A 24,331-nucleotide genomic window follows, 5' to 3' on the forward strand; every position below is an offset into this window, starting at 1 on the left:
CTGCAGCCCTTTGCGTCACGTTTCTGGACCATGCCCAGACCAAACAAGGCCGCAGCTTTGCACCCGCAGCGTCAAAGGCACAAGCCAGAACGCCCGCCATCCCGCGCAGACAGATCGTGCGTCACCGCGCGCAACCGCCATCTGTATTGGACGATGGCATGGCCGAACCGCTGCATGGTGCCCACTTGCGCAAGGGGGATCAAAACAAGAAAGGCGGTAGCACCCCAGATGCCACCGCCCTTTCTTCGAGGAAAAAATCTTTGCTTTGAAAGGTTCCAGCTATGCCTTGCTGAATATGCCTTGTGATAGCCGACTCGATTAACCCGCCGCATACCCAAATTGCGGTAGGCGCGCGAATAAAGGCCGCCAGCCTTCCCCGGCTTTTCCCATCAGCTCAGCCGCGACGCACCGCCGGATGCAGCGCGGTTTCCAGAATATGCCCAGCCCCGTTCAGCACCTGACTGGCCCGCCCGACGATCAGCGGATCGGGTGCGCCGATCACTGCGGCATCCTTGCCGGGATAGTCGAGGCTGGCCAGAAAATGCCGCATGCAGTTCAACCGCGCGCGCTTTTTGTCGTTGGATTTCACAATCACCCAAGGCGCATCCGCCGTATCGGTGTAGAAAAACATCGCCTCTTTGGCCTCGGTGTAATCGTCCCATTTGTCCAGACTGGCCTTGTCGATCGGGGACAGTTTCCACATCTTCAACGGGTCGGTTTCCCGCGCCTTGAACCGCGCCAGTTGCTCGGCTTGGGTGACCGAGAACCAGTATTTGTAAAACCGGATCCCCGAGCGCACCAGCATCCGTTCAAACTCCGGTGCCTGCCGCATGAACTCCATGTATTCCGAGGGGGTGCAGAACCCCATCACCCGCTCGACCCCGGCGCGGTTATACCAAGACCGGTCATAGAACACGATTTCACCGGTGGTCGGCAGATGCTGGATGTAGCGCTGAAAGAACCACTGGCCCTTTTCCGCATCCGACGGCTTTGACAAAGCCACCGTGCGGGCATAGCGCGGATTCAGATGCTCCATGAACCGCTTGATGGTGCCACCTTTGCCCGCCGCATCCCGGCCTTCCATCAGAATGACGAATTTCTGCCCGGTTTCCTGCGCCCAGATCTGCACCTTCAGCAGTTCTGCCTGCAACTTGGCTTTCTCAGCCTCATAGGTAAGCCGCCCCATCTGTCGGGCATAGGGATAATGCCCGGTTTCAAACGCCTGCCGGATCGCATCGGGATCAATCGCCGGAAACTTGCGCGGCCCAACCAGATCCTCATCCGCAGCCTCTGACGCAGGCTCAGATACTGGCCCATTTCCAGACCCAGTCACAGGCTTCCCCTGCCCCGCCTGATCGGCGCTTGTCATGGCGTCCACCGCCGCCGCATTCTCCGCAACCATTGCCAACTCCCCCCAATCAACCACCCCGCTTTGGTAGATCGAAAGCAGCTGCGACACATTGATCCGCATCAAAACAGCGCGGCCAAGCGGCAATTTTCTGGAAAGTTCAAACAAGAAAGGCGGCGGCACCCCAGATGCCACCGCCCTTTCTTCTAGGAAAAATCTTTGCTCTTAAAGGTTCCAGCTAAGTGCTTTTGACCATGCCTTGCCTTAGCCGACACCACCGCAGCACCGCATACCCAAATTGCGGTAGACAGGCGCAGATTCTCACCGCCTTGGCAAAAATCTTTCCAATACTTCGAACACCCGTGGCCATTCGGCAAAGAACAGCAACTGCCCGGTGTTCGGCACAAAGCGGATATCCAGATGGCTATATTCCGCCATCAGCTCGCGGATGGTCTGCATCGGGGTCTGCGGATCCTGATCGCCCTGCAACAGCACCACCGGCGCTTGCACCCGCTTGACCAGATGCGACCAGTCTTTCTCGGATCCGATACATTCGCGGGTGAAAGCCTCGGCTGCCAGAATCCGCTCGCCCAGACAGACCTCTGATCCCGCCAGCATCGCCTCGCGGATTTCAGGATGCGCAAAGGCCGCCATATCGGCGGGCGAGCCACCATTCACCTGCGCGAAGAACTTTTCCTTCCCCAACCGCCGCGCCAAGGAAAACCCCGCCTTCACCAGAAACGGCAGGATTTTCGGCGCATAACGGGCATTGGCCAGAATGAAGCGCTGCCACTTGTCCATCCGCTCATACTGCGCCGGGGTGCGCAGCGGCAACTGGCAGGCACAGCCCAGAATACCCGTCACCAGATCGGGCCGCTCAAGGCTCAGGCTCATGGCAAAGCGCAGATCCGCACCCAAAGCAATCACCGCCGCCCGGCGCACCCCCAGATGTTCCAGCACCGCGACATAATCCGCCGTCACCCCTTCCAGATGCCCGACGCCCTTGGGATGCAAATCCGTCCGGCCATAGCCCGCCCGCACCGGCACGATCACCCGCATCCCCATCCGCCGCGCCGCACGCTCGGCACTGGCGGGCCAGCGGATCAGACCGAAATCCAGATGCATATAAACGCAAGGTGCGCCCGAAGGGTTGCCAAACTCGATCCACTCCAGCCGCCGCCCATCGGGGGCACGCATCTGCTGGAACGACAACGCTTCCAGCGTGCCGACATGGGCGACATGCACCGCGCCTTCCGAGGGCAGCACGGCCACATCCATCAGCCCCAGCACCACCCGCACCAGCTCGGATTGGCTGTGCGTCTCGGTCTTCGCCAGAATCGAGCGCACCTGCGTGCGTACCGTCTCGGCAGACCGCCCGCGCGCCTCGGCGATATCCTTCACCGGCAGCCCCAGCGTGATCCCCCGCACGATCTCGACCTCCGCCACCGTCAGGCCAAACGCCTCTTGCACCGTATGTTCAAAACACTCGGGCCAGACCAGTTCGGTCGACATCACCAGCGCCAGCGGCTTCGGTCCGGGGCTTTCCACCGGCCCCACCCGCACGATCACCGGGCTGCCGGTCTTGGTCGAACGCATCCGCAGAGTGATCACCTTCTCGGCCTTGCCCGCCGCCACCTTGGCAATCACCCCCCGCAGCAACTCGATATCTTCGATCTCAAACGGCAGATCCGACAGCCGCGCGCCCTCGCCCAAACCAAAAGCCACCGCCGCAGGCCGGTTATGCCCCGCCAGCACCGCCCCGCCATCGCTGAGGAACGCCGCCGAGCGGGGAATATCCTCCAGAACCGAGCGATAGCCGCCATCATCCCGCGTCGCTTCAAAGCGATCCAGAAACACCGAGGCCCGCGCCATATGCGCTTCAATCTCGGGATCCTCCAGCTGCACCGGATCATCCCCCGGCCCCGCGCGCAACGGCGCAATCCGGCCTTCCCAGACATCCACCAGATCTTCCAGCCGGATCGGGTCAAGCGCGACTTCATAGAGCCGATCAACAATCTCGGCTCTGTGTTCGCGCGTAGGGGTCTGCGCGGCGTCAGCTGGGGACTTCGGCTCTGGCATATCTCTGTGGTGGCGCATGGATGCCGTTACGGCAAGTAAAATCCTGCCGCAGCAGTGTCGCACCCAGCGCAAAACTTCCATTTTTCCAAGACCACGCCGCGCCCCCCTTTCCGCCGCCCGCGAGATTGCCTAAATATGCTGCGAACGTGCTGTCGAAAGGCCCAGTCCATGATCACGCTTTACGGTGTCTACCGCTCGCGCGCCTCGCGCCCCCTGTGGCTTTTGGGCGAGCTTGGCCTGCCCTTCACCCATGTTCCGGTGATTCAGGCCTACCGGTTGAAATCCGACCCGACCGCCGCCGACGCGCCGCTGAACACCACCACGCCCAGCTTTCTCGCCGTCAACCCGCAGGGCCAGATCCCCGCCTATGCCGAAGACGGATTGGTGCTGACCGAAAGCCTTGCGATCACCCTGCATATCGCGCGTTGCCACGGCGGTGTGCTCGGCCCGCAATCCAATGCGGAATCCGCGCTGATGGAGCAATGGTCGCTGTTTGCCGCCACCTCGGTAGAGACCCCGGCGCTAGAAATCCTCTACATCATCGGCGATGGCGGCGACAAAACCCCCGAGGGCCAGGCCAGCATCGCGGTGAATGCCGAGAAACTCCGCCGCCCGCTCGCCCGCTTGGCTGCGCATCTGGCGGCCCATGACTGGCTGGTCGGTGACCGCTTCACCGCCGCCGATATCAACGTGGCCGAGGTCGTCCGCTACGCCCAAAGCCACCCGACATTGCTGGCCGAATTCCCCGCCGTGAAAGCCTGGCTGGAGCGCTGCCAATCCCGCCCTGCGTTCCAAACCATGTGGCAAGCCCGCGCAGCAGAACCCGCGTAGCCCAACTGGTAGGGTGCGTGCTTGCACGCACCAAACTTGCCCAATCCCACCACAGGGCAGCGCCCGTCCGCCGGGCTGGCGCTGCAACGCCGGTTCTAGGCAATTTATGCTTCAACAAATCCCCCAGCAGTTCTGCTGGTGACACAACAAAGCGCCCGCCCGAGGGGGCGGACGGGCGCTGCCCGGCGGCGCTAAAGCGCCTTGATTCCGGGCTTAGACAGCGCTTGATGACCAAGCGGGACAATCCCCCGCTCTAATGCTAAACCCACACCAACACCCCCAATCTTGGACCCCATCGCCATGACCATCACCCACGAGGATGAGCTCGACGGCCTGAAAACCATCGGCCGCATCGTCGCCAACACCATGCACGCCATGGCCAAAGCGATGGAACCGGGCATGACCACCCGCGAACTCGATGACATTGGCCGCGCGCTGCTCGACCAAGCCGGCGCCATCTCCGCCCCCGAAGCCAGCTATGACTTCCCCGGCACCACCTGCATCAGCGTCAATGAGGAAATCGCCCACGGCATCCCCGGCCCCCGCATCCTTGCCGCCGGGGATCTCGTCAACATCGACGTCTCGGCCTCCAAAAACGGCTACTACGCCGATACCGGTGCCAGCTTCCGCCTCGGCCAAGTCACCCCCGCCGTCGATCAGTTGTGCCGCGACGGCAAACGCGCCATGCAGATCGGCATCGCCGAAGTCAGCGCCAACAAACCTCTGGCCAATATCGGCAATGCCATCGGAAAATTCGCACGCAAACGCGGCTACACCCTGATCCGCAACCTCGCCAGCCACGGTGTCGGCCGCGCCCTACACGAATACCCCGAAGAAATCGCCACCTGGCCTAACCGCGACACCCGCCGCATCCACAACGGCCTCGTGCTGACCGTCGAGCCCTTCCTGTCACGCGGCGGCCATTTCGCCAACCAAGCCCGCGACGGCTGGACCCTTCACGCCGACCCCACAGCCCCCGTCGTGCAGTACGAACACACCGTCGTCGCCACACATCGCGGCCCGATCATCGTGACGCTGCCGGGCTGACCCCCGTCACGGCCCGATAAACGTCCAATCCACCAAGACCGACTCTGGCGCGCAATACAGCCGCAGCATCTCTTGTTCGCCCTTGTCGCTTTCAAACGCCTTGAGGCTGTCGAAGACATGCAGTTGCGCGGCTTGGATCGAGCTGCCGAAAACACCGGTGATGTAGAAGGCATAGACATAGCCCTCATGCGGCAATCCAAAACCCACAGTCTCGCGCGACGCATCGCCACCGCGATAATATTTGGTCGAAAAACGGTTGTCATCCGAGATGAAATACAACTCTGACATCGCCGCACCTGCCGCGAAATTATAGCTGTAGCGATCTGGAATCCCGTTTGCGTCCGGTTCGGATTGGCAAAACTCCACCCGCTGATCGCTGTCCAGAATGTCACAAGCGAACAGGGTGGCATAAGGCGGCACGCAGTTTGCCCAAGCCGCAAAGCTGCTGCCGCAAAAGGCCAGCGCGCCGATGACAAAGCGGTAAGCTTGAGTGTTCATCAGACGCCCCTCAACCCGGCCCAAAAGCATTGTTGTCGATATCAATGCTGGGCGGGTAGCACACCCGGCGCGCGATAAAGCCATCTTTCGCCTGATCGTTCAGCGCGGTCTCACTGGGATAAACCTGCACCACCGCTGGCGTGGACGAGCGGCTGCCACGGGGCGCGCGCTCCGAAAACATCAGGGCTTCATCAACATAAATCGCATAAAACGTGCCGCCATTCGAGGCCGCCATGCCATATGCCGCACCATTGATCCCCTGAACGTTCTCTCGCACCACTCCGTAGGCCGTCGCACTGACAAACTGCAATTCGGTTTTCTCGCTGGTCCAATAGCTATACTGCAACGCACCACTACCGCCATCGCGGCAAAGCTCAATCACCGCATCACGCTCTGGAATAGCGCAGCGGAACAGCAAGGCAAACGCATCTTGGCAATCCGCCCAAAGCGGCGAAGCCGCCGTTATTGCAAAGCTGGCCAGAAGGGCTGCGACACCGGTTTTCATCAGGCACTCCACACCAATTGAAACGCCGCCCTGCACCCGTTTCCTGTCGCCGTCTTAGCCAAAACGGCACAAGATTGCAAACCGCAGCCATGCAGATTTTGCCCCGATGCAGAACATTGGCAAACCCGCGCGGCCGACGGCGCATAGACATCACCCTTCGCTGGAAGCGTCGCTAGTTTGATCCTTAACAACCCCTTACCACACCCGCACAACCCATTGATCCCAAAGTAATCTATCCCATGTCCACGCGTGGACACGAGCCCCTCACACCGTCGGATCATCCACATAGTTCCGCCAATTGTGCTGCTCCTTGAACCCGAGAACCTCCCGTACCTTCCGGTTCGACAGCAAGCTTTCCTGCGCCCCCACCGGGCGGCTCAACGGCACTTTCGGGAAGAACCGCGCCAGCAATTCCTGATTGCTCTGACAGACCGAATTGGTGTCATTGCAGGCGTTGAACACCTGAAACCCCAACCCGTCCTTCTTCAGCGCCAGATCAACAATCTGCCCCAGATCCCGCGCATCCATATAGCTGAAAGTGATCCGCCGCCGCTGTCCCGGATCGACAAAAAACCCCGGAAACCGCGTCTTATACTCCTGCGGCTCGATCACATTGCCAATCCGAAGCGCATAAATATCATTGCCGAACCGCCGCTGAAAACTCCGCGCCGTGGCCTCGTTGACCTTCTTTGACATGCCATAGCTGTCCATCGGATCAATATCGTAATCCTCCTCCAGCGGCAAAACCTTGGGGTCGACAATCCCATTCGAAAAACAAACCCCATAGGTCGTCTCCGAACTGGCAATGATCACCTTCGGAATGCCCAGCTTGCAGGCCGCCTCCAGCACATTATAAGTGCCCATCACATTGACGCGGTAAGTCTCGTTCTCGGCCTGCAACATCAGCGCAGGCACCGCCGCAAAATGCACCACCGCATCAAACTTCGGCGCCGCCCCCGCGTCCAACTCAGCCCCATCCATATGCGCCGCCATCGCGTTGAACATCTGCCCTGAATCACAAATATCCGCGTTCAGGTCCGCCACACCGGGATGCCGCAACGCCACCCGGTCCACGTTCAACACCTTGTGCCCCGCCGCCGCCAAATACGCGACCACATGCCGCCCCGCCTTGCCTGACCCGCCTGTCACCATCACCCGCATCGCAGTCTCCTTCGGTTTTCTGCAGCCTACCCCCCGTATCGTCATCCAGCAACACCCCCACATCTTGCGCCCCTCCCCTCCGATCTGTGATAATCCCCGCCAAAGCCGCATAACAAGAATCGAGCACGCATGGCCAACGACCTTCTCTCCGGCACGCCCGACACCTACGACGCCTCTTCGATTGAGGTGCTGGAGCCGCTCGAGGCCGTCCGCCTCCGCCCCGGCATGTATATCGGCGGCATTGACGAACGCGCCTACCACCACCTCGCCGCCGAGATCATCGACAACGCGATGGACGAAGCCGTCGCAGGCCATGCCAACCGCATCGAGGTCGAACTCCACGCCGACGGCGCGCTCACCGTGCGCGACAATGGCCGCGGTATCCCGATTGATCCGCACCCGAAATTCCCCGACAAATCCGCGCTGGAAGTCATCCTCTGCACCCTGCATTCCGGCGGAAAATTCAACGGCAAAGCCTATGAGACCTCCGGCGGCCTGCATGGCGTCGGCTCCTCGGTGGTCAACGCGCTGTCGGACCACCTCTATGTCGAGGTCGCCCGCAACAAGGAACTCTACGCGCAAAGCTTCTCACGCGGCACCCCGCTTGGCCCGATCCAGAAGATCGGTGCCGCCCCCAACCGCCGCGGCACCGCCTTCACCTTCCACCCCGATCCGCAAATCTTCGGCTCACACCACTTCCGCCCCTCGCGCCTGCTGCGCATGGTCCGCTCGAAAGCCTACCTGTTTTCCGGCGTCGAAATCCGCTGGAAATCCGCCATCCCCGACGGCGACACCCCGATGGAGGCCACCTTCCACTTCCCCGGCGGCCTCGCCGATTACCTCTCCGATACGCTCGAGAAAACAACCACCTACGCCGACCGCCCCTTCGCCGGGAAAGTCTCATTCCAAGAGAAATTCCAGGTCCCCGGCTCGGTCGAATGGGCGATCAACTGGTCGCCTGTGCGCGACGGCTTCCTACAATCTTATTGCAACACCGTCCCCACCCCCGAGGGCGGCACCCATGAATTCGGCTTCTGGTCCGCCATCCTGAAAGGCATCCGCGCCTACGGCGACCTCACCAAAAACCGCAAAGCCGAATTGATCACCCGCGACGATATGCTCGCCGGAGGCTGCGCGCTGATCTCGGTTTTCATCCGCGAACCGCAATTCGTCGGCCAGACCAAAGACCGCTTGGCCACCGAAGAAGCCACCCGCTACGTTGAAAACGCCGTGCGCGATCACTTTGACAACTGGCTGGTGTCGGATTCCAAATCCGCAGGCGCGATCATGGATTTCCTGATCCTGCGCGCCGAAGAACGCCTGAAACGCAAGCAAGAGAAAGAAACCCAGCGCAAGACCGCCACCAAAAAACTGCGCCTGCCGGGAAAACTCACCGATTGCTCCAGCAAAACCCGCGACAATACCGAATTGTTCATTGTCGAGGGTGACTCGGCGGGTGGCTCGGCCAAGGGCGCGCGCGATCGTGAAACCCAAGCCATCATGCCGCTAAAGGGTAAAATCCTCAACGTGCTGGGCGCGGCTTCCGGGAAACTCAACGACAACTCCGAAATCCGCGACATTTGCGAGGCGCTTGGCGTGCAAATGGGCAGCCGCTTCAAAGTTGACGACCTGCGCTACGATAAAATCGTCATCATGACCGACGCCGACGTTGACGGCGCCCATATCGCCAGCTTGCTGATGACCTTCTTTTTCACCCAGATGCGCCCGCTGATCGACAAAGGCCACCTCTATCTCGCCTGCCCGCCGCTCTATCGCCTGACCCAAGGCGCGCGCCGCCTCTATGTCGCCGACGATGCCGAGAAAGAGCTTTGGCTGGCCAAGGGCTTGGGTGGCAAGGGTAAAATCGACGTGCAGCGCTTCAAGGGTTTGGGCGAGATGGACGCCAAAGACCTGAAAGACACCACCATGAACCCCGCCACCCGCAAACTGATCCGCGTCACGATTGACGAAGACGCACCGGGCGAAACCGGGGATCTGGTGGAGCGCCTGATGGGCAAGAAGCCGGAATTGCGCTTCCAGTACATTCAGGAAAATGCGCGGTTTGTGGAAGAGTTGGATGTTTAGCAATGGTACAAATTTTACACCCGCGTTTGACATTGTGAGACGTCGCCTTTTACCTTTTAACAATCAAACTGGGAGAGATGCGAAGATTTCCTTAAAGAATTATATAGCGGTATTTGGATTTTTTGCATTTCTTTTATCATCAGGACAAATTAAGGCAGACGACCATATAGCTCCAGCCGAAATTGAGGGGATTAACACTGGGGAGCGATTTTCAATATTATCTGATAGCGAGGCCAAGATATTCACGAAAACCTGCACATCGCTTTCGGGTGCAATAGCAGCAGATGAAGCTTTCGAAATTGAGTTTCACTATATATTTAGGGACACATCTGTTTGTGATAATAATGGTGTTCATCGACTTTGTCGGGCGTTTGTAGTTAAGAAAAATTCTACTTTTTGTACTGAAATTCCAAAGTTAAATGGGACGTTGCGGGGTGTCCCGTATGTGGTGGTGGAAACACTTGTTGATCTAACCGAATCTTTAAGAGGCAATAGCGACATTGCCAATCTCCTTGCAAGTCCACACCGATCTAGAGTGGCGATGGCTGGCTATTCCGAGGCTGGAGAGATGCTTATTCTTGAATCGCGAGATGTCATTATCTTTGCCCCCACAGGCGAATAACCCATGTGCTAGGCGTGGATATAACTCCGGCTGTGCGGTTCTTTTCACCCTTCCTTAACCATCCCTCCCCTATCCTCACCCTTGCATTTCCCCTTAATGTATGCATATAAATGTGGGATTGGGACGAGCCAAAGCGCCAAGCGACGCTGCTTCTTCGGGGGCTGGATTTTGCTATGGTCGAAAGCCTTGACCTCGACTTGGCCGAGATCAGCATTGACGACCGAAAGGACTATGGTGAGGTTCGACTTCAAGCGAGGGGGCTTATCGACGGTCGGCTTTACGTTATTGCCTTCACCCAGCGCGGTGAAAACTTGCGGCTGATCAGTTTGCGAAAGGCCAACAAAAGGGAACAGGTGCTATGGGAAAATCGCTGAGAGAGTCTGAACCAGACGAAGAAAACCCGGAATGGACAGCCGAAACCTCGGCCCGCGCCAAGCCCGTCTGGGCCTTCCCCGAACTCGTCGCCGTGCTGCAACACCACGGAAAACTCGGTCGCCCGCCGTTAGCCGACGCAGAGAAAAAACAGCGCGTCACGCTCTACCTTGACCCCGATGTGCTGGCGAACCTGAAACAAGGGGGCAAAGGCTGGCAAACCCGCGCCAATGCTGCGCTCCGCAAAGCCTTGGGACTATAGGCGGCACGGGGTCGCCCCCACGTCAAACGTTAACAAATCCTTAAATTCACACCATTAACTCATTGAAATAAAAAAACAAAAATGGTCCCGAGTTGGGACCACCCAAAACCTACCCCCGCCGCAGCAAATAAATATCCATAATCCACCCATGCGCCGCCCGCGCCTTTTCCCGCAGGCTCACAATCCGCGCCCCCACCTCGGCCAGCGGGCCCTCCACAATAATCTCTTCCTTCATCCCCACATAGCCCCCCCACCAGATACGCACCCCAGCCGGGTCGATACTCTGAAACGAACACTCCCCATCCAGCATCACCACCGCCGTATCGACGCCCAAAGGAAACCCCTCCTCCCGCAACCTTCTTCCGGTCGTCACGATGAATGGCTCGCCAATCTCATTCAAAGCCACCCCATGCGCCGCGGTGAGGGCATGAATAGACGTCACCCCCGGCACCACATGCACGCGATCCGCAGGGACCAACCGCGCCGCAATCCTGAGCGTGGAATCATACAGGCTCGGGTCGCCCCAAACCAACAGCGCCACCTGCGCTGACTCCCCAATCGCAGCCTTCCAAACACCCGCGATCCGGTCGTGCCAATCCTCCACCCGCGCTTTATAATCCGCGATGGTTTCGTCCCGGACCGGCAGATCAAACTCGACAATGCGCGTCACAGGATTGGTCAGCACATCGCGACAGATCGCCAACCGAAGCTCGGCCAGATCGGCCTTGCCCGCGCCCTTGCGGGGAATCAGGATCAGATCGGCCGCGTTGATCGCCTTGATGGCTTGCAGGGTCAGATGGTCGGGATTGCCCGTGCCGATGCCAATGAGCGTGAGGTCGAACATAGCGAGCCTTTCAAAGCGGGTCGCCGGAGGATCCGGCATCGCGGCACGAAAAAACAGCCCCGGAGGGCTGTTTTCTTTAGACTGTCAGTAAATTATGCGCCAGCGTGCAGGCGCGGCGTGGTCAGGCTGGAGGCGCGGCCCAGTTTTGCCAGCGCCAGAACACCAAGGTCAACCACAGGCTCGACCAGAAGCACCAGCATATAGGCCAGCCCAAAGCTGCCGACCGATGCCAGATTGGCCGCGCCAAAACCCTGACCATAGATCGCCCAGAACGCAACCCATGCCACAATGCCGCCCTGATAGGCGGTGGAAAGCGCCAGAGCCTGGCTGTATTTCAGATCAACATAGGCCATTTTCGGCGGGATCAGCTTGGTGGCCAGCAATTGCAGGCCGAACAGCGGCACCAGCAGGGTGGTGACGTTCATGCCATATTGCGGCACGTCTTGCGGCGCGAAGAACAGGCCTTGCGTCAACAGGCCCAACATCAGCCCCAAAGCCGCAGGTGCTGCGCCAAGGATCAGAAACAGGGTTGACCCAAGGATCAGGTGAACCTCGGAGACACCGACCGGAAAATGCGGCAGCACCTCAAAGAACAGAAACACCGCGACAGCCGCGATGCCAGTGCGCGCGGCCAGCGCGGGCAGGCCGTTTGTCTTGATATCATCTAGGGCGAGTTTGCCCGCATAGGCGGCTGAGGCCGCAGCCGTAGCGTAGGACAGCACCAATTTTGCCTCGGATACGAGGCCCGGTTCGATATGCATTTACGTCTCCATTCCGTCACACCCGACGGGGTTAACATTGCGCGGCACGGCCGGTTTCCTGACTCGCGGGTCGACGCTGCCCTTCGCCTTCCCAACCGTTACGGTCAGTGGCAGATGAAAGGCCGCTCGCCGCTTACAGTCGCGGGGGCGGTTGAGGCTGGGGTGCCGATTGGGTCCACCCTTCCCCATTCCCGATTAAGCCCGGGCGCTTTGCGCTGATCGGACACCGTGCCACCGCACTATCGAACCAGTGCTATGCCAGAGCAAGGCAGGAAACGCCGTTTGGGCGCGGCGGGCGACATTTATTGCGGAATTGCGTGCAGGCGTATGGCGGGCTGGCGTTGCCCGCCCGTCGCGTCAGGCCGAAAACTCAGCCAGCGGGCCGTAGAAGATCAGCGCCGGATGCGGGCTGGTTGCAGTTTGCAGATGGGTGGCGAGGCTGGCGATGGTGTGGCGGGTGATCTTCTGGTCTGGCGTTGAGACCGCCTCGGCCAGCAGCGCAGGCGTCTCGGCAGGCAAGCCATGGGCGATCAGCCGGGCGGCGAGCCCCGCAAAGGTGCGGCGGCCCATGTAGACCACGGTGGTCGCCTGCGGGTCGGCGAGGGCGGCCATATTGGTGCTTTCCGGCAGGCTTCCGGTGACATCCGCCCCGGTGATGAATTGCACACGGCGCGCGGTCAGGCGGCGGGTCAGCGGGATGCCAGCGGCGGCAGCGGCGGCAGAGGCCGAAGTGACACCGGGGATGATTTCGTAAGCAATGCCAGCGGCTTGCAGGGCGACAATTTCCTCTTCCAGCCGCCCGAACATACCACAATCGCCGGATTTCAACCGCACAACCCGCTGGCCCGCCAAAGCGTGATCGACCAGCAGGCGGCTGACGTGATCTTGTTTCGGCGAGGGTCGCCCTGCCCTTTTGCCCACCGCGATCAGATCGGCTTGGACGGCATGGCCAAGGATCGGGCCAGAGGACAGATCATCAAACAGCACGACTTCGGCGGCGGCCAACCGTTGCACGGCCTTGACCGTCAGCAGATCGGGGTCGCCGGGGCCGGAGGATACGAAGGAAACAAAGCCAGTCATGTCGCCTCTGCGATCAAATGGAAGAACGTGCCCGAAGATTGCCCACCACCCGCATGAATGCGGAGCGAGCCGGTTTCAGGCACTATGGTATCGGTCGCATCGGTGACACGCGCAAGGGCTGCGTCGGGCTGGGCAAGGATTGTGGCATAGTGAAACTCATGGCCGCGCAGCCGGGTATTGGCCGGATGGCCCGCCAGCGGCGCATGGGTTTCGGCCAGCCGGTAGCCCAGATGCATCCGGCGCTTGGCAAAGCTGGTCTCTAGCCCCAGCAGCCCTGCCATCTGGTGTCGCTGGCCCTGTGCATCCACCAGCCCCGCGCCCATCGCCATATAGCCACCGCATTCGCCGTGCACAGGTTTGGTTTCGGCAAAGCGCTGCAATGATTGGCGGAAATGTGCGTTGGCGGCGAGTTTTCCGGCATGCAGTTCAGGGTAGCCGCCGGGCAGCCAGCAGGTCTCGGCTGTCGGATCCGGGGCTTCGTCAGCCAACGGCGAGAACGGCAGGATCGTGGCCCCCGCCGCGCGCCACCCGGCCAGAAGATGCGGATAGACGAAGGAAAACGCGGCATCGCGGGCCAAGGCGATGCGGCCTGCTGGGGGGATAATTTTCAGCGGTTGGGCAGGCGGCAAATGGCCACGGGCGGCAGCGCGCAGGGTGTCGAGGTTCAGATGCTCGGCAATAAACGCCCCGGCTTCGGTCAGCAGGGCCTGCAGATGCGGCTGTTCCTCGGCTTGCACAAGGCCCAAATGGCGTTCGGGCAGTTCGATTGAGGCACGGCGCGGCAGCGCGCCCAGCACCGGTATGCCTGCGGCCTCCATCCCCGCGCGCACCAGCGCTTCGTGGCGCGGCGAGGCGACGCGGTTCAGCACGACCCCAGCAAAGGGCATCTCGGGGCGCAGCAGCTGGAAGCCCTTGGCGACCGCGGCGGCGGATTGGGCTTGGCCCGAGACATCCAGCACCAAGATGACTGGCCAGCCCATCATCACCGCGATATCGGCGCTGGCCCCAGAGCCGAATTCTCCCGGTTTGGCGACGCCATCGAACAGGCCCATCGAGCCTTCGGCCAAGATCAGATCGGCATCCTGCGCGACCGAGGCGAGGCCCGCGATCCGCGCGGGGGTCATCGCCCAGCTGTCAAGATTGACCGAGGCACGGCCAGAGGCCGCAGCGTGAAAAGCAGGGTCGATATAGTCAGGACCGGATTTGAACGGCTGCACCTTCAGGCCTTGTGCGCGGAAGGCGGCGAGCAGGCCCAGCATCAGCGTGGTCTTGCCGGTGCCCGATGCTGGGGCTGATATGAGCAATCCGGGGGGAGTCATTTGGCGTCCGGGAAGCGGGGTTCGGTGCCAACCGGGCGGAAGCGGCGGTCGTAGTCGCCTGCATAAAGGCGGCTTTCCTCGAAGCCTTCGCCAGCCAGAGCGGGGCCAACAAGGATCAGCGCCGTGCGCTCCATTTCCGCACCGATGGCGGTTTGCAGGGTGGCAAGCGTGGCGCGGACGATACGCTCATCCGGCCAGGTGGCGCGCCAGACCACAGCGACCGGGCAATCTGGGCCGTAGTGGGGGGTGAGGTCTGCGACAACCTTTTCAAGCACATGCACCGAAAGGTGGATGGCAAGGGTGGCACCGGTGGCGGCGAAGGCGGGCAGGTTTTCGGCTTCCGGCATCGCGGTTGCGCGGCCAGAGGTGCGGGTCAGCACTACCGATTGCGTCAGGCCCGGTAGGGTCAGTTCGGTCGCCAAGGCCGCAGCGGCGGCGGCGAAGGACGGCACGCCGGGGGTGACATCGTAGGGGATGTTTAAGCTGCGCAGGCGGCGGAGTTGCTCGCCCATCGCCGACCACACCGACAGATCGCCGGAATGCAACCGGGCGACGTCTTGGCCTGCGGCATGGGCGGTGGCGAGTTCAGCGATGATCTCATCCAGAGACAAGGGGGCGGTGTTGATGATCTTCGCGCCGGGGGGGCAATGTGCCAGCAGTGCTTGCGGCACCAGCGATCCGGCATACAGGCAGACCGGAGAGGCGGCGATCAGATCGCGCCCCCGCAGGGTGATCAGATCGGGGGCGCCGGGGCCTGCGCCGATGAAATGGACGGTCATGAGGAGCTTCTTTCGGCAAGGGCTGCGGTGGCGCGGCCGTCTTGGGATGTGACGCGCGGGCCTAGCAGCCGTGCGCCGGGGCCAGCGGCGGCGAGAGCTGCGGCTTCAGCAAGGCTGCCTGTGCCGTAGCGCGCTTGAACGCGGGCGGATTGGGTCAGAGTGGGTTGATTGCGCAGGCTTTCCACGGGGATGGCGTGCAACGGCAAGGCCAGTTCAGCGGCAAGGGCCTGAATGACAGCGGCAGCTGCCTTGTCCTCGGCGGTGGCAAGGGCATGGGCATTGTCGCCCCCAGCCGCGCGCAGGGCGTCGCGGAGGCTTTCAATCCCGGCATCTTTGCGAAAGCCCAAGCCTGCAACGATCATCGGATGACGCTCCACTGCACGACGGGGCGGGCGGCATCCCAGCCGCGCATCCGGCCTAGGGGGGCGGCTTGCGCGAGATCAATGCGCAGAAGCGAGCCGCCGCGTTGGGCGTGTTGCGCGGCCAGCAGGCTTTCGGTTTCCAAAGTCACGCCATTGGCGACGATGCGGCTGCCTGCGGGCAGGATTTGCCAAAGCTGATCATAAAGCGCCGCATTGCCGCCGCCGCCGATGAACACGGCATCAGGCAGGGGGTGGCCGACAAGGCTCTCAGCAGCAGAGCCTTCGATGCAGGTCAGGCGGTGGTCGATGCCGAAACTGGCGGCATTGGTGCGGATGTTTACGGCGCGGTCGGGGCGGAGTTCAAACGCCAAAGCACGGCCCCCGGCAAGGCACCATTCGACCGAGATTGAACCCGAACCTGCGCCGATATCCCACAGCACTTCGCCAGCGCGCGGGGCAAGCGCCGAGAGGGTCAGCGCGCGCACTGGGCGTTTGGTGATCTGGCCGTCATTTGCGAACAGGGCGTCGTCGAGGCCTGAGGCACGGGGGAGGCCCTTGCCTGCGGTGATCTCAAACGCCACCGCGACGGGGGCTTTGATGCCGGTCAGCGCGAAGGCGCCAGTGGTGGTCTGGCGGATGCGTTGGTTTGGGCCGCCGAGGCACTCCAAAACAGTCAGATTGGCGGCGAAGCCTTGATCGGTCAGCCAAGCGGCAAGGGCTTGCGGGGCGTCGCCGTCGCGCAGCAGGCAAATCGCCCGCGCGCCTTTGGTCAGCACGGGCCGCAGGCGGGCAAACGGGGCGGCGTGCAAGCCGTGGCAGATGATATCCTCCATTCGCCAGCCGAGCTGGGCTGCGGCAAGCTGAAAGCTGGAAGGCGCGGGATAGGCCTGCCATTCGTCGCGTTGCAGATGCGCTGTCAGGCTGCTGCCCGCGCCAAACCAGAACGGGTCGCCCGAGGCAAGGATCGCGACGTTTTGGCCTTTGCACGCCAGCACAGGAGCCACCGAAAACGGCACGGGCCAAGCGCGCCCCTTGTCGCCTGCCCCCACCAAGGCGAGATGGCGCGGGCCGCCGAAGATGATTTCGGCACGGTCCAAAGCTTCACGGCTTGCATCTGACAGGCCAGCCAAGCCATCTTCACCCAGACCGATGATCGCAACCCAAGGCTTACCCATGACTCGCATCCTTCTGCTGGGCGGCACCACCGAGGCCAGTCTTTTGGCGCGGGCATTGGCAGCTGCAGGCAAGGATGCGGTGTTCTCTTACGCCGGGCGCACCGATAACCCAGTGGCGCAACCGCTGCCGATGCGGGTCGGCGGCTTTGGTGGCGTGGCGGGGCTGGTGGACTATCTGCGCGGCGAAAAGATTGGCGCTGTGGTCGATGCCACCCATCCCTTCGCGGCCCAGATGAGCCGCAATGCGATTGAGGCTTGCCGCTTGGCCGGGGTGCCGCTGATTGGTCTGGAGCGCGCGCCTTGGGTGGCGGCGGAGGGCGACCATTGGGTGCATGTTGGGAATATGGAAGCCGCTGTTGCGGCCCTGCCAGACACCCCCGCACGGGTGTTTCTCGCGATCGGCAAGCAGAATTTGGCGGGCTTCGCGGCCAAGCCGCACCATTATCTGTTGCGCTTGGTCGATGCGCCCGAAGGCCAACCCTTGCCCGATTGCACGATTGTGCTGGCGCGGGGACCGTTTGAGGCAGAGGGCGACAAGGCTTTGATGTTGCACCACAACATCAGCCATATCGTCGCCAAGAACGCCGGTGGCGCTGGGGCCGAGGCCAAGTTGATCGCCGCCCGCGCCTTGGGTCTTCCGGTGATCCTGATCGACCGCCCCGCTCTGCCTAAGCGCGAGGTGGTGGCCACGATCCCAGAAGTGATGGCATGGCTGTCTCATGCGGAGCGCGGGGTGTAGACAAAGCGGCCAACCCGGCGGGTGGCGGAGTTGCCGACGATCACGATGGTGCGCATGTCGGCCATCTCGGGGGTGGCTTCACCGAGGGTGACGGTCTGGATGCGTTCCTCTGGGGTGCTGACAGCGCGGGCGAAGGTGATCAGGCGATCCGGGCCACATTCTTCCAGCAATATCTCCAGCGCACGGGCGAATTGGTGCGGACGGCTGGCGGAACGTGGGTTGTAGAAGCCCATCGCGAAATCGGCTTGGGCGGCAAGGCGCAGGCGGTGTTCCACCAGCGGCCAAGGTTTCAGGTTATCGCTGAGGTTGATCGCGCAGAAATCATGGCCCAACGGCGCGCCGGCATGGGCGGCGGCCGCGAGCATCGCGGTGATGCCGGGCAGAATGCGAATATCCAAGCCGTGCAGATCTGGGTGCTTTTCCAACGCCTCAAACAATGCCGAGGCCATCGCAAACACGCCGGGATCACCCGACGAGACGATCACCACCTTTGCGCCCTCGGACGCAAGGCGCAGGGCATGGTCGGCGCGGTCAATCTCAACCCGGTTGTCCGATCCGTGCAAGTTCAGACCAGGGCGCGGCGCAATGCGGGCAACGTAGGGGAAATAGCCGATCACATCGGTGGCCTCAGCCAAAGCCGCGCGGACTTCGGGGGTCACCATGTTCTCAGCGCCGGGGCCAAGGCCCGCAACTGCCAACCAACCGCTCATTCCATGCCCGCCATTTCCGGGCGACGGCCTTGGCCATGCACCAGCACGATGGCGAAATACGGGCAATCGGCAGCATCGACATCCGCCAGCCGCGCGATGCGTTGGGTCGGCATGGTGCCACGCTCGACCAGCCAAGCATCGCTCAGCCGCCCGCTGGCCTGCAACGCGGCCCGAACTTTCGGCAGGTTGCGCCCGGTTTTCATGATCACCATCGCGTCAGAGCGCTGCATATGGGAGATCAGATCGGCCTCAGGCAGCGTCGCCATCAGCACCGACAGCACATCATCGCCCCACGTGAACGGCGTGCCAACCGCATTCCAGCAGCCTGTCATGCCGGTGATGCCGGGGATCACCTCGACCTCGGCACGCCCCTCAAGACGGGTGTGCAGATGCATGAAAGAGCCGTAGAAGAACGGGTCGCCCTCGCAGAGCACGATCACATCGGCGGTTTGCGCGACCAAGGCCAAACGGTTGGCCCAATCATCATAAAACTGCGCCAGCGCGTTATTATATTCGGGGCTGTCAAACGGCATCTCCGTCGTCACCGGATATTCCATCGCATATTCGGTCACACCCGCCGCCAGCATCCCCTGCACGATCTGCCGCGCCTGCCCTGCCCGCCCCGCCTTGCGGAAATAGGCGACATGTGCCGCCGCCCGGATCAAGCGATCAGATTTCACCGAGATCAGATCGGGGTCGCCGGGGCCAAGGCCCGTGCAGATGATCTTGCCCATGCTATTCCTTCCGACTGGCCAGCGCGTTGATCGCGGCCACAGTGATCGCCGAGCCGCCCAGCCGCCCGCGCACGATCAACGACGGCACCGGCAGCACTTCCATCAAGGCGGCTTTCGATTCCGCCGCCCCGATGAAACCGACCGGGCAGCCGATGATCGCGGCAGGGCGCGGGCATGCGGGGTCTTCCAGCATGTTGAGCAGGTGGAACAGCGCGGTGGGGGCATTGCCGATGGCAACAACCGCGCCTTCCAGATGCGGACGCCAAAGCTCCAGCGCGGCGGCAGAGCGGGTGTTGGCCATTTCTTTCGCCAGCGGGATCACCGCAGGGTCATGCAGCGTGCAGATCACCTGATTGCCCGCGGGCATCCGGCCCCGCGTCACACCTTCCGACACCATCCGCGCATCGCACAGGATCGGCGCGCCTGCCTCAAGCGCCGCCCGCGCCGCAATCGCCATGCCCTCGGAGAATTCGATATAAGCCTCAAGCCCGACCATCCCGGCGGCATGGATCATCCGCACCGCGACGATTTCTTCTTCCGGCGTGAAGCGACCGAGATCCGCCTCGGCCCGGATCATCGCGAAGGACTGGCGGTAAATCTCGGCGCCATCGGTGATGTAGCTATGGGGCATCAGGGGATCTCGGTCAGGATAGGGGTTTCGGTCAGGTCTGTCGCGGATAGCCCTTCGCGCAGCGGAGTGCCAGAGGCGGTGCCATCGCGGATCAGGGCAAAGCCGCCGGGCGTGGCGGTCAGCGTCAGCGGGGCTGCGGTGGGATGCGCGCAGCCTTTGGCACAGCCCGAGACATGCAGGGTTTCGGTCAGCTGCGGCGCAAGCGCGCGGGCAAGCGGGCGCGTGGCAGCATGGGCTTGCAAGCAGCCTGGGGCACCTGTGCAGGCGATCACCCGCAGCATCGGATCATCGGCGCGGGTGATCAGGCCGGGGATGGGTGGTGCCTCGGCTAGCCCCTCGATCAGCAGCATCCGCCAAGGTGTCACGCGCAAGGGGCCAAGATCAGCGAGGGCGGCCAGCGTGTCCGCCTGCATTTGGCCAAACTCGAAGCCCACCAATTGGCCTTGCGGCTGCATACCGGGCGTGGGCTGTGCGGTTGCAGGCAGGCGCGGGGTGGTGAAACCTTCGGGCAAGGGCTGGTGTTTCAGCAGGCTTGCCATCCGCCCCCTGCCCTCTGTCACGCCACCTTGGGCGATGAACCAATGCGCCAAGGCAATCGCCTCAGCCACGGCGTTTTCAGGGGTGACAGGCTTGGCGAGCGGGCCCTGGGTGGCCAGCAGCAAGTTTTCGCCCCCGGTTTCCAACCAGATATCGGCAGAGACATCGCGCAATACGGGATGGGCGGCAGTATCCAGCACAAAGCCGAATTTGCCGGGCAGATCGGGGGCATCGGCGGCGGCAAGGGCCGCGGTCAGCTCTGCCGCAAGGCGTTGGGTTGGGTCAGTTTCTGCCCAGAGTGGCGTCACGATGATGTTGCGGCGGGCTTCAGCCTCGGCGCTGGCGTCGATCAGACCAAGCCCGCGCAGCCCGTCGATCAGGGCGGGGTGGCTGGCCTCGGTGACGCCGCGCAGTTGCACGTTGGCGCGCGAGGATAGATCAATCAACCCGTTGCCATGCAGGGCTGCAAGCTGGGCGATGCCGCGCGCCTGATCGGGAGTCAGACGTCCCGCGCGGGGGCGGACACGCACCACCAAGCCATCGCCGGATTGCATTGGCCGCAAGGCGCCGGGGCACCAGCCTTGGACGATGGGAGACTGAAAATTGGTCATTCCCCTGCCCCCATCATTGCCGCGATGGAATTGCGGCGGGTGATCCACAGGCCCGCATCCTGCAACGCCTGAAAACGGGCGCGCAGGGCGGCGAGGGCGGCGGGGTTTTCGGCCTCCATAAAGGCCACCAGATCGGCGCGGCCCAAAGTGGCTTCGTGATACAAATCAAACAGATGCGCAGGCACAGCGCGGGTCAGATGCGCGTAGGCGGCAAGGTTATCCAGCGTCGCCGTCACCTCTGCTGCCCCCCGAAAACCATGCCGCATCATGCCCGTCGCCCAATCGGGATTGGCAGCACGGGCGCGCACGACGCGACCGATTTCCTCGGCCACCAGCCGGGCTTTCGGCGCGTCCGGGCGGGTGGCGTCGATGTGATAGAGCGCGGGCTCAGCCGCCCCGATGGCAGCCATTGCAGCGGCAAACCCGCCTTCGTGTGACGCATAGTCGGGGGCAAGCAGGATATCGGTTTCCACCAGATCCTGCACATGGGCATAACCGTCAGCGCCACGCAGACGATCCTCCAACGCCGCGCGGTTGTGCTGGCTTTGGCCCTTGGCGTCGATGCTCCAATCCGATCCCGAAAGCCACGCCTCGCCTGCCGCCGCACGACCTTCGGCAGAGTAGTCTTCCAAAGCAGGCTCCATCCCCATGCCGTAAAGCCCCGGCTTCGGGCCAAACACCCGTGGGCCTGCGGTGATATAGGGGTTCATGTCCGGGGCCTCGTCGCGCGCAGCCAAAGCAGTCGCAGCGGCGTCGAACAGTTGCGTCAGACCGCCGAACACATCGCGGAACAGGCCCGAGACGCGCAAGGTCACGTCGATTCGGGGGCGGTCCAGCAGGGCCAGCGGCACGATCTCAAAGCCGGAAACCCGCTCTGACCCGTCATCCCATTTCGGCGCTACCCCGGCCAGATGCATCGCCATCGCCAGTTCCTCGCCCGCCGTCCGCATGGTGGCCGAGCCCCAAAGGTCGATCACCAGCCCCTTCGGCCAATCGCCCTTATCCTGCAAATGCCGGCGCAAAAGCTCCTCGGCCAGCTTAACGCCTTGGGCATGGGCGGCGCGCGACGGCACAGCGCGGGGGTCAACAGAATAGAGGTTGCGACCGGTGGGCAGCACATCGCTCCGACCGCGCCAAGGCGAGCCAGAAGGGCCAGCACTGACGCGACGGCCCGCAAGCGCGGTCAGCAGGCCCTCGGTTTCCCCCGGCGCTTGGCCGTAGATATGCAAGCCATCCCCGAACTGGCTTTCCTTGATATCGCAGACAAATCGGTCAATGCGGGTGATCGCCTCGGCGGGGCTGGCAGTCTGATCCAGACCCAAATCGGCTTCCACGCCCGAAGCCTGCGCCTCATCCCGTATGGTGGCAATCAAGCGGTTGCGGCGCGATGGATCGAGACCGTCTGCGGTGGAATATTCATCCAGCAGCCGCTCCAGCCGCAGCAGGTTTTCCGGCACAGCGCTTTGCGCCAAGGGCGGCGGAACGTGGCCCAAAGTCACCGCCCCGATGCGGCGTTTGGCTTGGGCGGCCTCGCCGGGATCGTTGACGATGAACGGGTAGATCACCGGCAGCGAGCCCGTCAGCGCCTCGGGCCAGCAATCGGCGGAAAGGGCGACCGATTTCCCCGGCAACCACTCCAGCGTGCCATGCGCGCCAATATGGATCAGCGCGTGCAGACCTTGGGCGCGCAACCACAGATAGAAGGCGACATAGGCATGGCGTGGCGTGCGGGATAGATCGTGGTAATCGGTTTCGCGGTGCTGAACGGTGCCGCGTTCGGGTTGCAGGGCGATCAGGGCAGCACCCGCACGGAAGGCAGAAAAATGGAACTGGCCGTCTTGTGCGGCGGGGTCGGCTTCAGGCGCACCCCAAGCTTCGGCAAGCGCGATTTGCAACGGGTCTGGCAGGGTGGTGAGGGCGGCTTTGTACGCGTCCAGTGGCCAACACAGGGTTTCGGTTGTCAGAGCTTTCGCAAGGTTCGCTCGCGGCTCTACCCCGTAGCCTTCGGCGGCCAACGTTTGTGTTAAAGCCTCCACCGACGCAAGGGCATCCAACCCGACAGCATGAGCAATCTGATCCGGCCTGCCCGGATAGGTTGACAGGATCACCGCCAGTTTGCGCTCGGCGGTGGGGCTGGTGGTAAGGCGGTGCCAGCCAAGCACACGCTCCACCACGGCATTGATCCGGCCCGGATCGGCACGGTGCGCAAAGCGCGAGAATTGCAGATCGGGGTCGCGCTTGCCCGGCGATTTGAAGCTGACCACGCCCGCAAAGACGCGGCCATCGACCTCGGGCAGCACAACATGCATCGCCAGATCAGCGGGAGACAGTCCGCGTTCGGCCGCGGTCCAGTCGCGCTTGCGGGCGGTCGAAAGTGCGACCTGAAACACCGGGCAGCCCGTCGCATCCAACGGCGTGGCACCATCGCTGCCTCGGGCCGAGAAAGCCGTGGCGTTGATGATCGCGACCGGGTTCAGGTAGGCGAGGGCTTCCCGCAGGAACGTGTCGGCTCCGGGAGCTTTGAGCGAAGGGGCAAACAATCCGTAGGCAGCAAAACCCTTGGCGCGGAAAGCACGGATCAGCGCATCCACCGGGTCTGTGTCGGCAGCGGTGACGTAAGAGCGGTAGAAGGTCACGGCAACGGCCGCGTCAGTAGCCTCGGGTTGCGGAATCACCCCCCGCTCGGGGCAATACCAGCCGCAATCCGGCACGGTTTTGTCGCCCAGCACAGGCCCCGCGTAAAGCCCCGCCGCCAAAGTCAGTTGCGCCAACGCAGCTTGCGCGGCCACAGCCCCCCCGGCATCACACAGCGCAGACAAGCGGCGCAAAGTGCTGATCGGCAAGGTGGAATAGCCATCCAGTGCCGCATCTTCGCGGCCATCGGCAGGCAGCACCGCCAAAGCGATGCCCTGACGCCGCGCCAGATCCTGCAACTGCATCAACCCGTAGGGCCAGTAATTCTCGCCGCCGATCAGCCGCACAAGGATACCTTTGACACCAGGTAGGGTTTGCTGGACATAGGTATCTACCGACATCGGATGTTGCAGCGCCACCAGATTGGCAAGCCGCAGCGTCGGCAGTTTGGCCGCGCCTTGGTTAGCCCTGTGCCATCCCGCCGCGAAAGCGCCAAGGTCACTGTCGGAAAACGACAAAACCACCAATTCGGCCGGGGTCTGACCCAGATCGAACGGGGTTTGCGTATCCTCCAGCCCATGGCTTTCGCGGAAGACGACATGCAT

The 24,331-nt window shown here is 62.5% G+C and carries 24 protein-coding genes and 1 riboswitch; of the genes, 7 read left to right on the plus strand and 17 right to left on the minus strand.

Annotation, left to right across the window (positions count from 1 at the left end):
* Window positions 1-394: 394 nt before the first annotated feature.
* Both ppk2 and U1A24_RS11090 read right to left on the minus strand, forming a co-directional pair.
* On the minus strand, window positions 395-1,471 hold the full coding sequence (gene ppk2 / locus U1A24_RS11085) for a polyphosphate kinase 2 (protein ID WP_322322035.1): 1,077 nt from the start codon (window positions 1,469-1,471) through the stop codon (window positions 395-397).
* 198 nt (window positions 1,472-1,669) lie between these two features.
* Window positions 1,670-3,445, minus strand: a complete 1,776-nt coding sequence (locus U1A24_RS11090) for a LuxR C-terminal-related transcriptional regulator (protein ID WP_322322036.1) — start codon at window positions 3,443-3,445, stop codon at window positions 1,670-1,672.
* A gap of 150 nt (window positions 3,446-3,595) precedes the next feature.
* Between U1A24_RS11090 and U1A24_RS11095 the strand changes: the two genes are divergently transcribed.
* Both U1A24_RS11095 and map read left to right on the plus strand, forming a co-directional pair.
* Entirely contained in the window at window positions 3,596-4,258 is a 663-nt protein-coding gene (locus tag U1A24_RS11095; RefSeq protein ID WP_322322037.1) for a glutathione S-transferase family protein, read from the plus strand.
* Between the two features lie 300 nt (window positions 4,259-4,558).
* Entirely contained in the window at window positions 4,559-5,305 is a 747-nt protein-coding gene (gene map, locus U1A24_RS11100) for a type I methionyl aminopeptidase (protein WP_322322038.1), read from the plus strand.
* Window positions 5,306-5,311: 6 nt separating this feature from the next.
* Here the strand turns inward: map and U1A24_RS11105 are convergent, their stop codons facing one another.
* The 3 genes from U1A24_RS11105 to U1A24_RS11115 all read right to left on the minus strand — a co-directional run bounded on the left by U1A24_RS11105 (window position 5,312) and on the right by U1A24_RS11115 (window position 7,469).
* Window positions 5,312-5,803 (minus strand): hypothetical protein, encoded by a 492-nt coding sequence (locus tag U1A24_RS11105; RefSeq protein WP_322322039.1) that lies wholly within the window; start codon window positions 5,801-5,803, stop codon window positions 5,312-5,314.
* A 10-nt stretch (window positions 5,804-5,813) separates the two neighbouring features.
* The gene (locus U1A24_RS11110) at window positions 5,814-6,308 is read right to left on the minus strand and encodes a hypothetical protein (RefSeq protein WP_322322040.1); all 495 of its coding nucleotides are present in this window, start codon (window positions 6,306-6,308) and stop codon (window positions 5,814-5,816) included.
* A gap of 264 nt (window positions 6,309-6,572) precedes the next feature.
* On the minus strand, window positions 6,573-7,469 hold the full coding sequence (locus U1A24_RS11115; protein WP_322322041.1) for an NAD(P)-dependent oxidoreductase: 897 nt from the start codon (window positions 7,467-7,469) through the stop codon (window positions 6,573-6,575).
* A gap of 129 nt (window positions 7,470-7,598) precedes the next feature.
* Here U1A24_RS11115 and parE point away from each other — a divergent pair, with 129 nt between their 5' ends.
* From parE to U1A24_RS11135, 4 genes are all read left to right on the plus strand, one after another.
* Window positions 7,599-9,554, plus strand: coding sequence for a DNA topoisomerase IV subunit B (gene parE / locus U1A24_RS11120; protein ID WP_322322042.1), 1,956 nt, complete (start codon window positions 7,599-7,601; stop codon window positions 9,552-9,554).
* A complete protein-coding gene (locus U1A24_RS11125; protein ID WP_322322043.1) occupies window positions 9,547-10,176 on the plus strand; it encodes a hypothetical protein in 630 nt (209 codons plus the stop codon). The genes parE and U1A24_RS11125 overlap by 8 nt, the downstream gene beginning before the upstream one ends.
* A 110-nt stretch (window positions 10,177-10,286) precedes the next feature.
* Entirely contained in the window at window positions 10,287-10,550 is a 264-nt protein-coding gene (locus tag U1A24_RS11130; RefSeq protein ID WP_322322044.1) for a BrnT family toxin, read from the plus strand.
* Window positions 10,535-10,810 (plus strand): BrnA antitoxin family protein, encoded by a 276-nt coding sequence (locus tag U1A24_RS11135; protein WP_322322045.1) that lies wholly within the window; start codon window positions 10,535-10,537, stop codon window positions 10,808-10,810. Before U1A24_RS11130 ends, U1A24_RS11135 begins: the two co-directional genes overlap by 16 nt.
* A gap of 109 nt (window positions 10,811-10,919) precedes the next feature.
* Here the strand turns inward: U1A24_RS11135 and cobF are convergent, their stop codons facing one another.
* The 7 genes from cobF to cbiE form a co-directional block, all read right to left on the minus strand.
* Window positions 10,920-11,654, minus strand: a complete 735-nt coding sequence (gene cobF / locus U1A24_RS11140) for a precorrin-6A synthase (deacetylating) (protein ID WP_322322046.1) — start codon at window positions 11,652-11,654, stop codon at window positions 10,920-10,922.
* Window positions 11,655-11,746: 92 nt separating this feature from the next.
* The gene (locus U1A24_RS11145) at window positions 11,747-12,415 is read right to left on the minus strand and encodes an energy-coupling factor ABC transporter permease (RefSeq protein WP_322322047.1); all 669 of its coding nucleotides are present in this window, start codon (window positions 12,413-12,415) and stop codon (window positions 11,747-11,749) included.
* Between the two features lie 30 nt (window positions 12,416-12,445).
* Window positions 12,446-12,661, minus strand: a riboswitch (cobalamin riboswitch).
* Window positions 12,662-12,772: 111 nt separating this feature from the next.
* The gene (gene cobA, locus U1A24_RS11150; RefSeq protein ID WP_322322048.1) at window positions 12,773-13,495 is read right to left on the minus strand and encodes a uroporphyrinogen-III C-methyltransferase; all 723 of its coding nucleotides are present in this window, start codon (window positions 13,493-13,495) and stop codon (window positions 12,773-12,775) included.
* Entirely contained in the window at window positions 13,492-14,814 is a 1,323-nt protein-coding gene (locus U1A24_RS11155; RefSeq protein WP_322322049.1) for a cobyrinate a,c-diamide synthase, read from the minus strand. Before U1A24_RS11155 ends, cobA begins: the two co-directional genes overlap by 4 nt.
* Window positions 14,811-15,593: a precorrin-4 C(11)-methyltransferase gene (gene cobM, locus U1A24_RS11160; RefSeq protein ID WP_322322050.1), complete on the minus strand. Its 783-nt coding sequence runs from the start codon at window positions 15,591-15,593 to the stop codon at window positions 14,811-14,813. The genes U1A24_RS11155 and cobM overlap by 4 nt, the downstream gene beginning before the upstream one ends.
* Window positions 15,590-15,955: a cobalamin biosynthesis protein gene (locus U1A24_RS11165; RefSeq protein WP_322322051.1), complete on the minus strand. Its 366-nt coding sequence runs from the start codon at window positions 15,953-15,955 to the stop codon at window positions 15,590-15,592. Before U1A24_RS11165 ends, cobM begins: the two co-directional genes overlap by 4 nt.
* Window positions 15,952-17,130 carry a precorrin-6y C5,15-methyltransferase (decarboxylating) subunit CbiE gene (gene cbiE, locus U1A24_RS11170; RefSeq protein WP_322322052.1) on the minus strand — a complete coding sequence of 393 codons (1,179 nt, stop codon included), beginning with the start codon at window positions 17,128-17,130 and terminating at the stop codon, window positions 15,952-15,954. Before cbiE ends, U1A24_RS11165 begins: the two co-directional genes overlap by 4 nt.
* Between cbiE and U1A24_RS11175 the strand changes: the two genes are divergently transcribed.
* Window positions 17,129-17,869: a cobalt-precorrin-6A reductase gene (locus tag U1A24_RS11175; protein WP_322322053.1), complete on the plus strand. Its 741-nt coding sequence runs from the start codon at window positions 17,129-17,131 to the stop codon at window positions 17,867-17,869. The genes cbiE and U1A24_RS11175 overlap by 2 nt on opposite strands.
* Here the strand turns inward: U1A24_RS11175 and cobJ are convergent.
* Genes cobJ through cobN form a run of 5 tightly spaced genes read right to left on the minus strand, consistent with a single transcriptional unit; the run spans window position 17,848 to window position 24,331 of the window.
* The gene (gene cobJ, locus U1A24_RS11180) at window positions 17,848-18,579 is read right to left on the minus strand and encodes a precorrin-3B C(17)-methyltransferase (RefSeq protein ID WP_322322054.1); all 732 of its coding nucleotides are present in this window, start codon (window positions 18,577-18,579) and stop codon (window positions 17,848-17,850) included. The genes U1A24_RS11175 and cobJ overlap by 22 nt on opposite strands.
* Window positions 18,576-19,313 carry a precorrin-2 C(20)-methyltransferase gene (locus tag U1A24_RS11185; protein ID WP_322322055.1) on the minus strand — a complete coding sequence of 246 codons (738 nt, stop codon included), beginning with the start codon at window positions 19,311-19,313 and terminating at the stop codon, window positions 18,576-18,578. The genes cobJ and U1A24_RS11185 overlap by 4 nt, the downstream gene beginning before the upstream one ends.
* A gap of 1 nt (window position 19,314) precedes the next feature.
* Entirely contained in the window at window positions 19,315-19,944 is a 630-nt protein-coding gene (locus U1A24_RS11190) for a precorrin-8X methylmutase (protein WP_322322056.1), read from the minus strand.
* Complete coding sequence (gene cobG, locus U1A24_RS11195; RefSeq protein WP_322322057.1) at window positions 19,944-21,092, minus strand: precorrin-3B synthase; 1,149 nt, start codon at window positions 21,090-21,092, stop codon at window positions 19,944-19,946. Before cobG ends, U1A24_RS11190 begins: the two co-directional genes overlap by 1 nt.
* Window positions 21,089-24,331 (minus strand): cobaltochelatase subunit CobN, encoded by a 3,243-nt coding sequence (cobN, locus tag U1A24_RS11200; protein ID WP_322322058.1) that lies wholly within the window; start codon window positions 24,329-24,331, stop codon window positions 21,089-21,091. The genes cobG and cobN overlap by 4 nt, the downstream gene beginning before the upstream one ends.

Source organism: Cypionkella sp. (assembly GCF_034376685.1).
GTDB lineage: Bacteria > Pseudomonadota > Alphaproteobacteria > Rhodobacterales > Rhodobacteraceae > Cypionkella.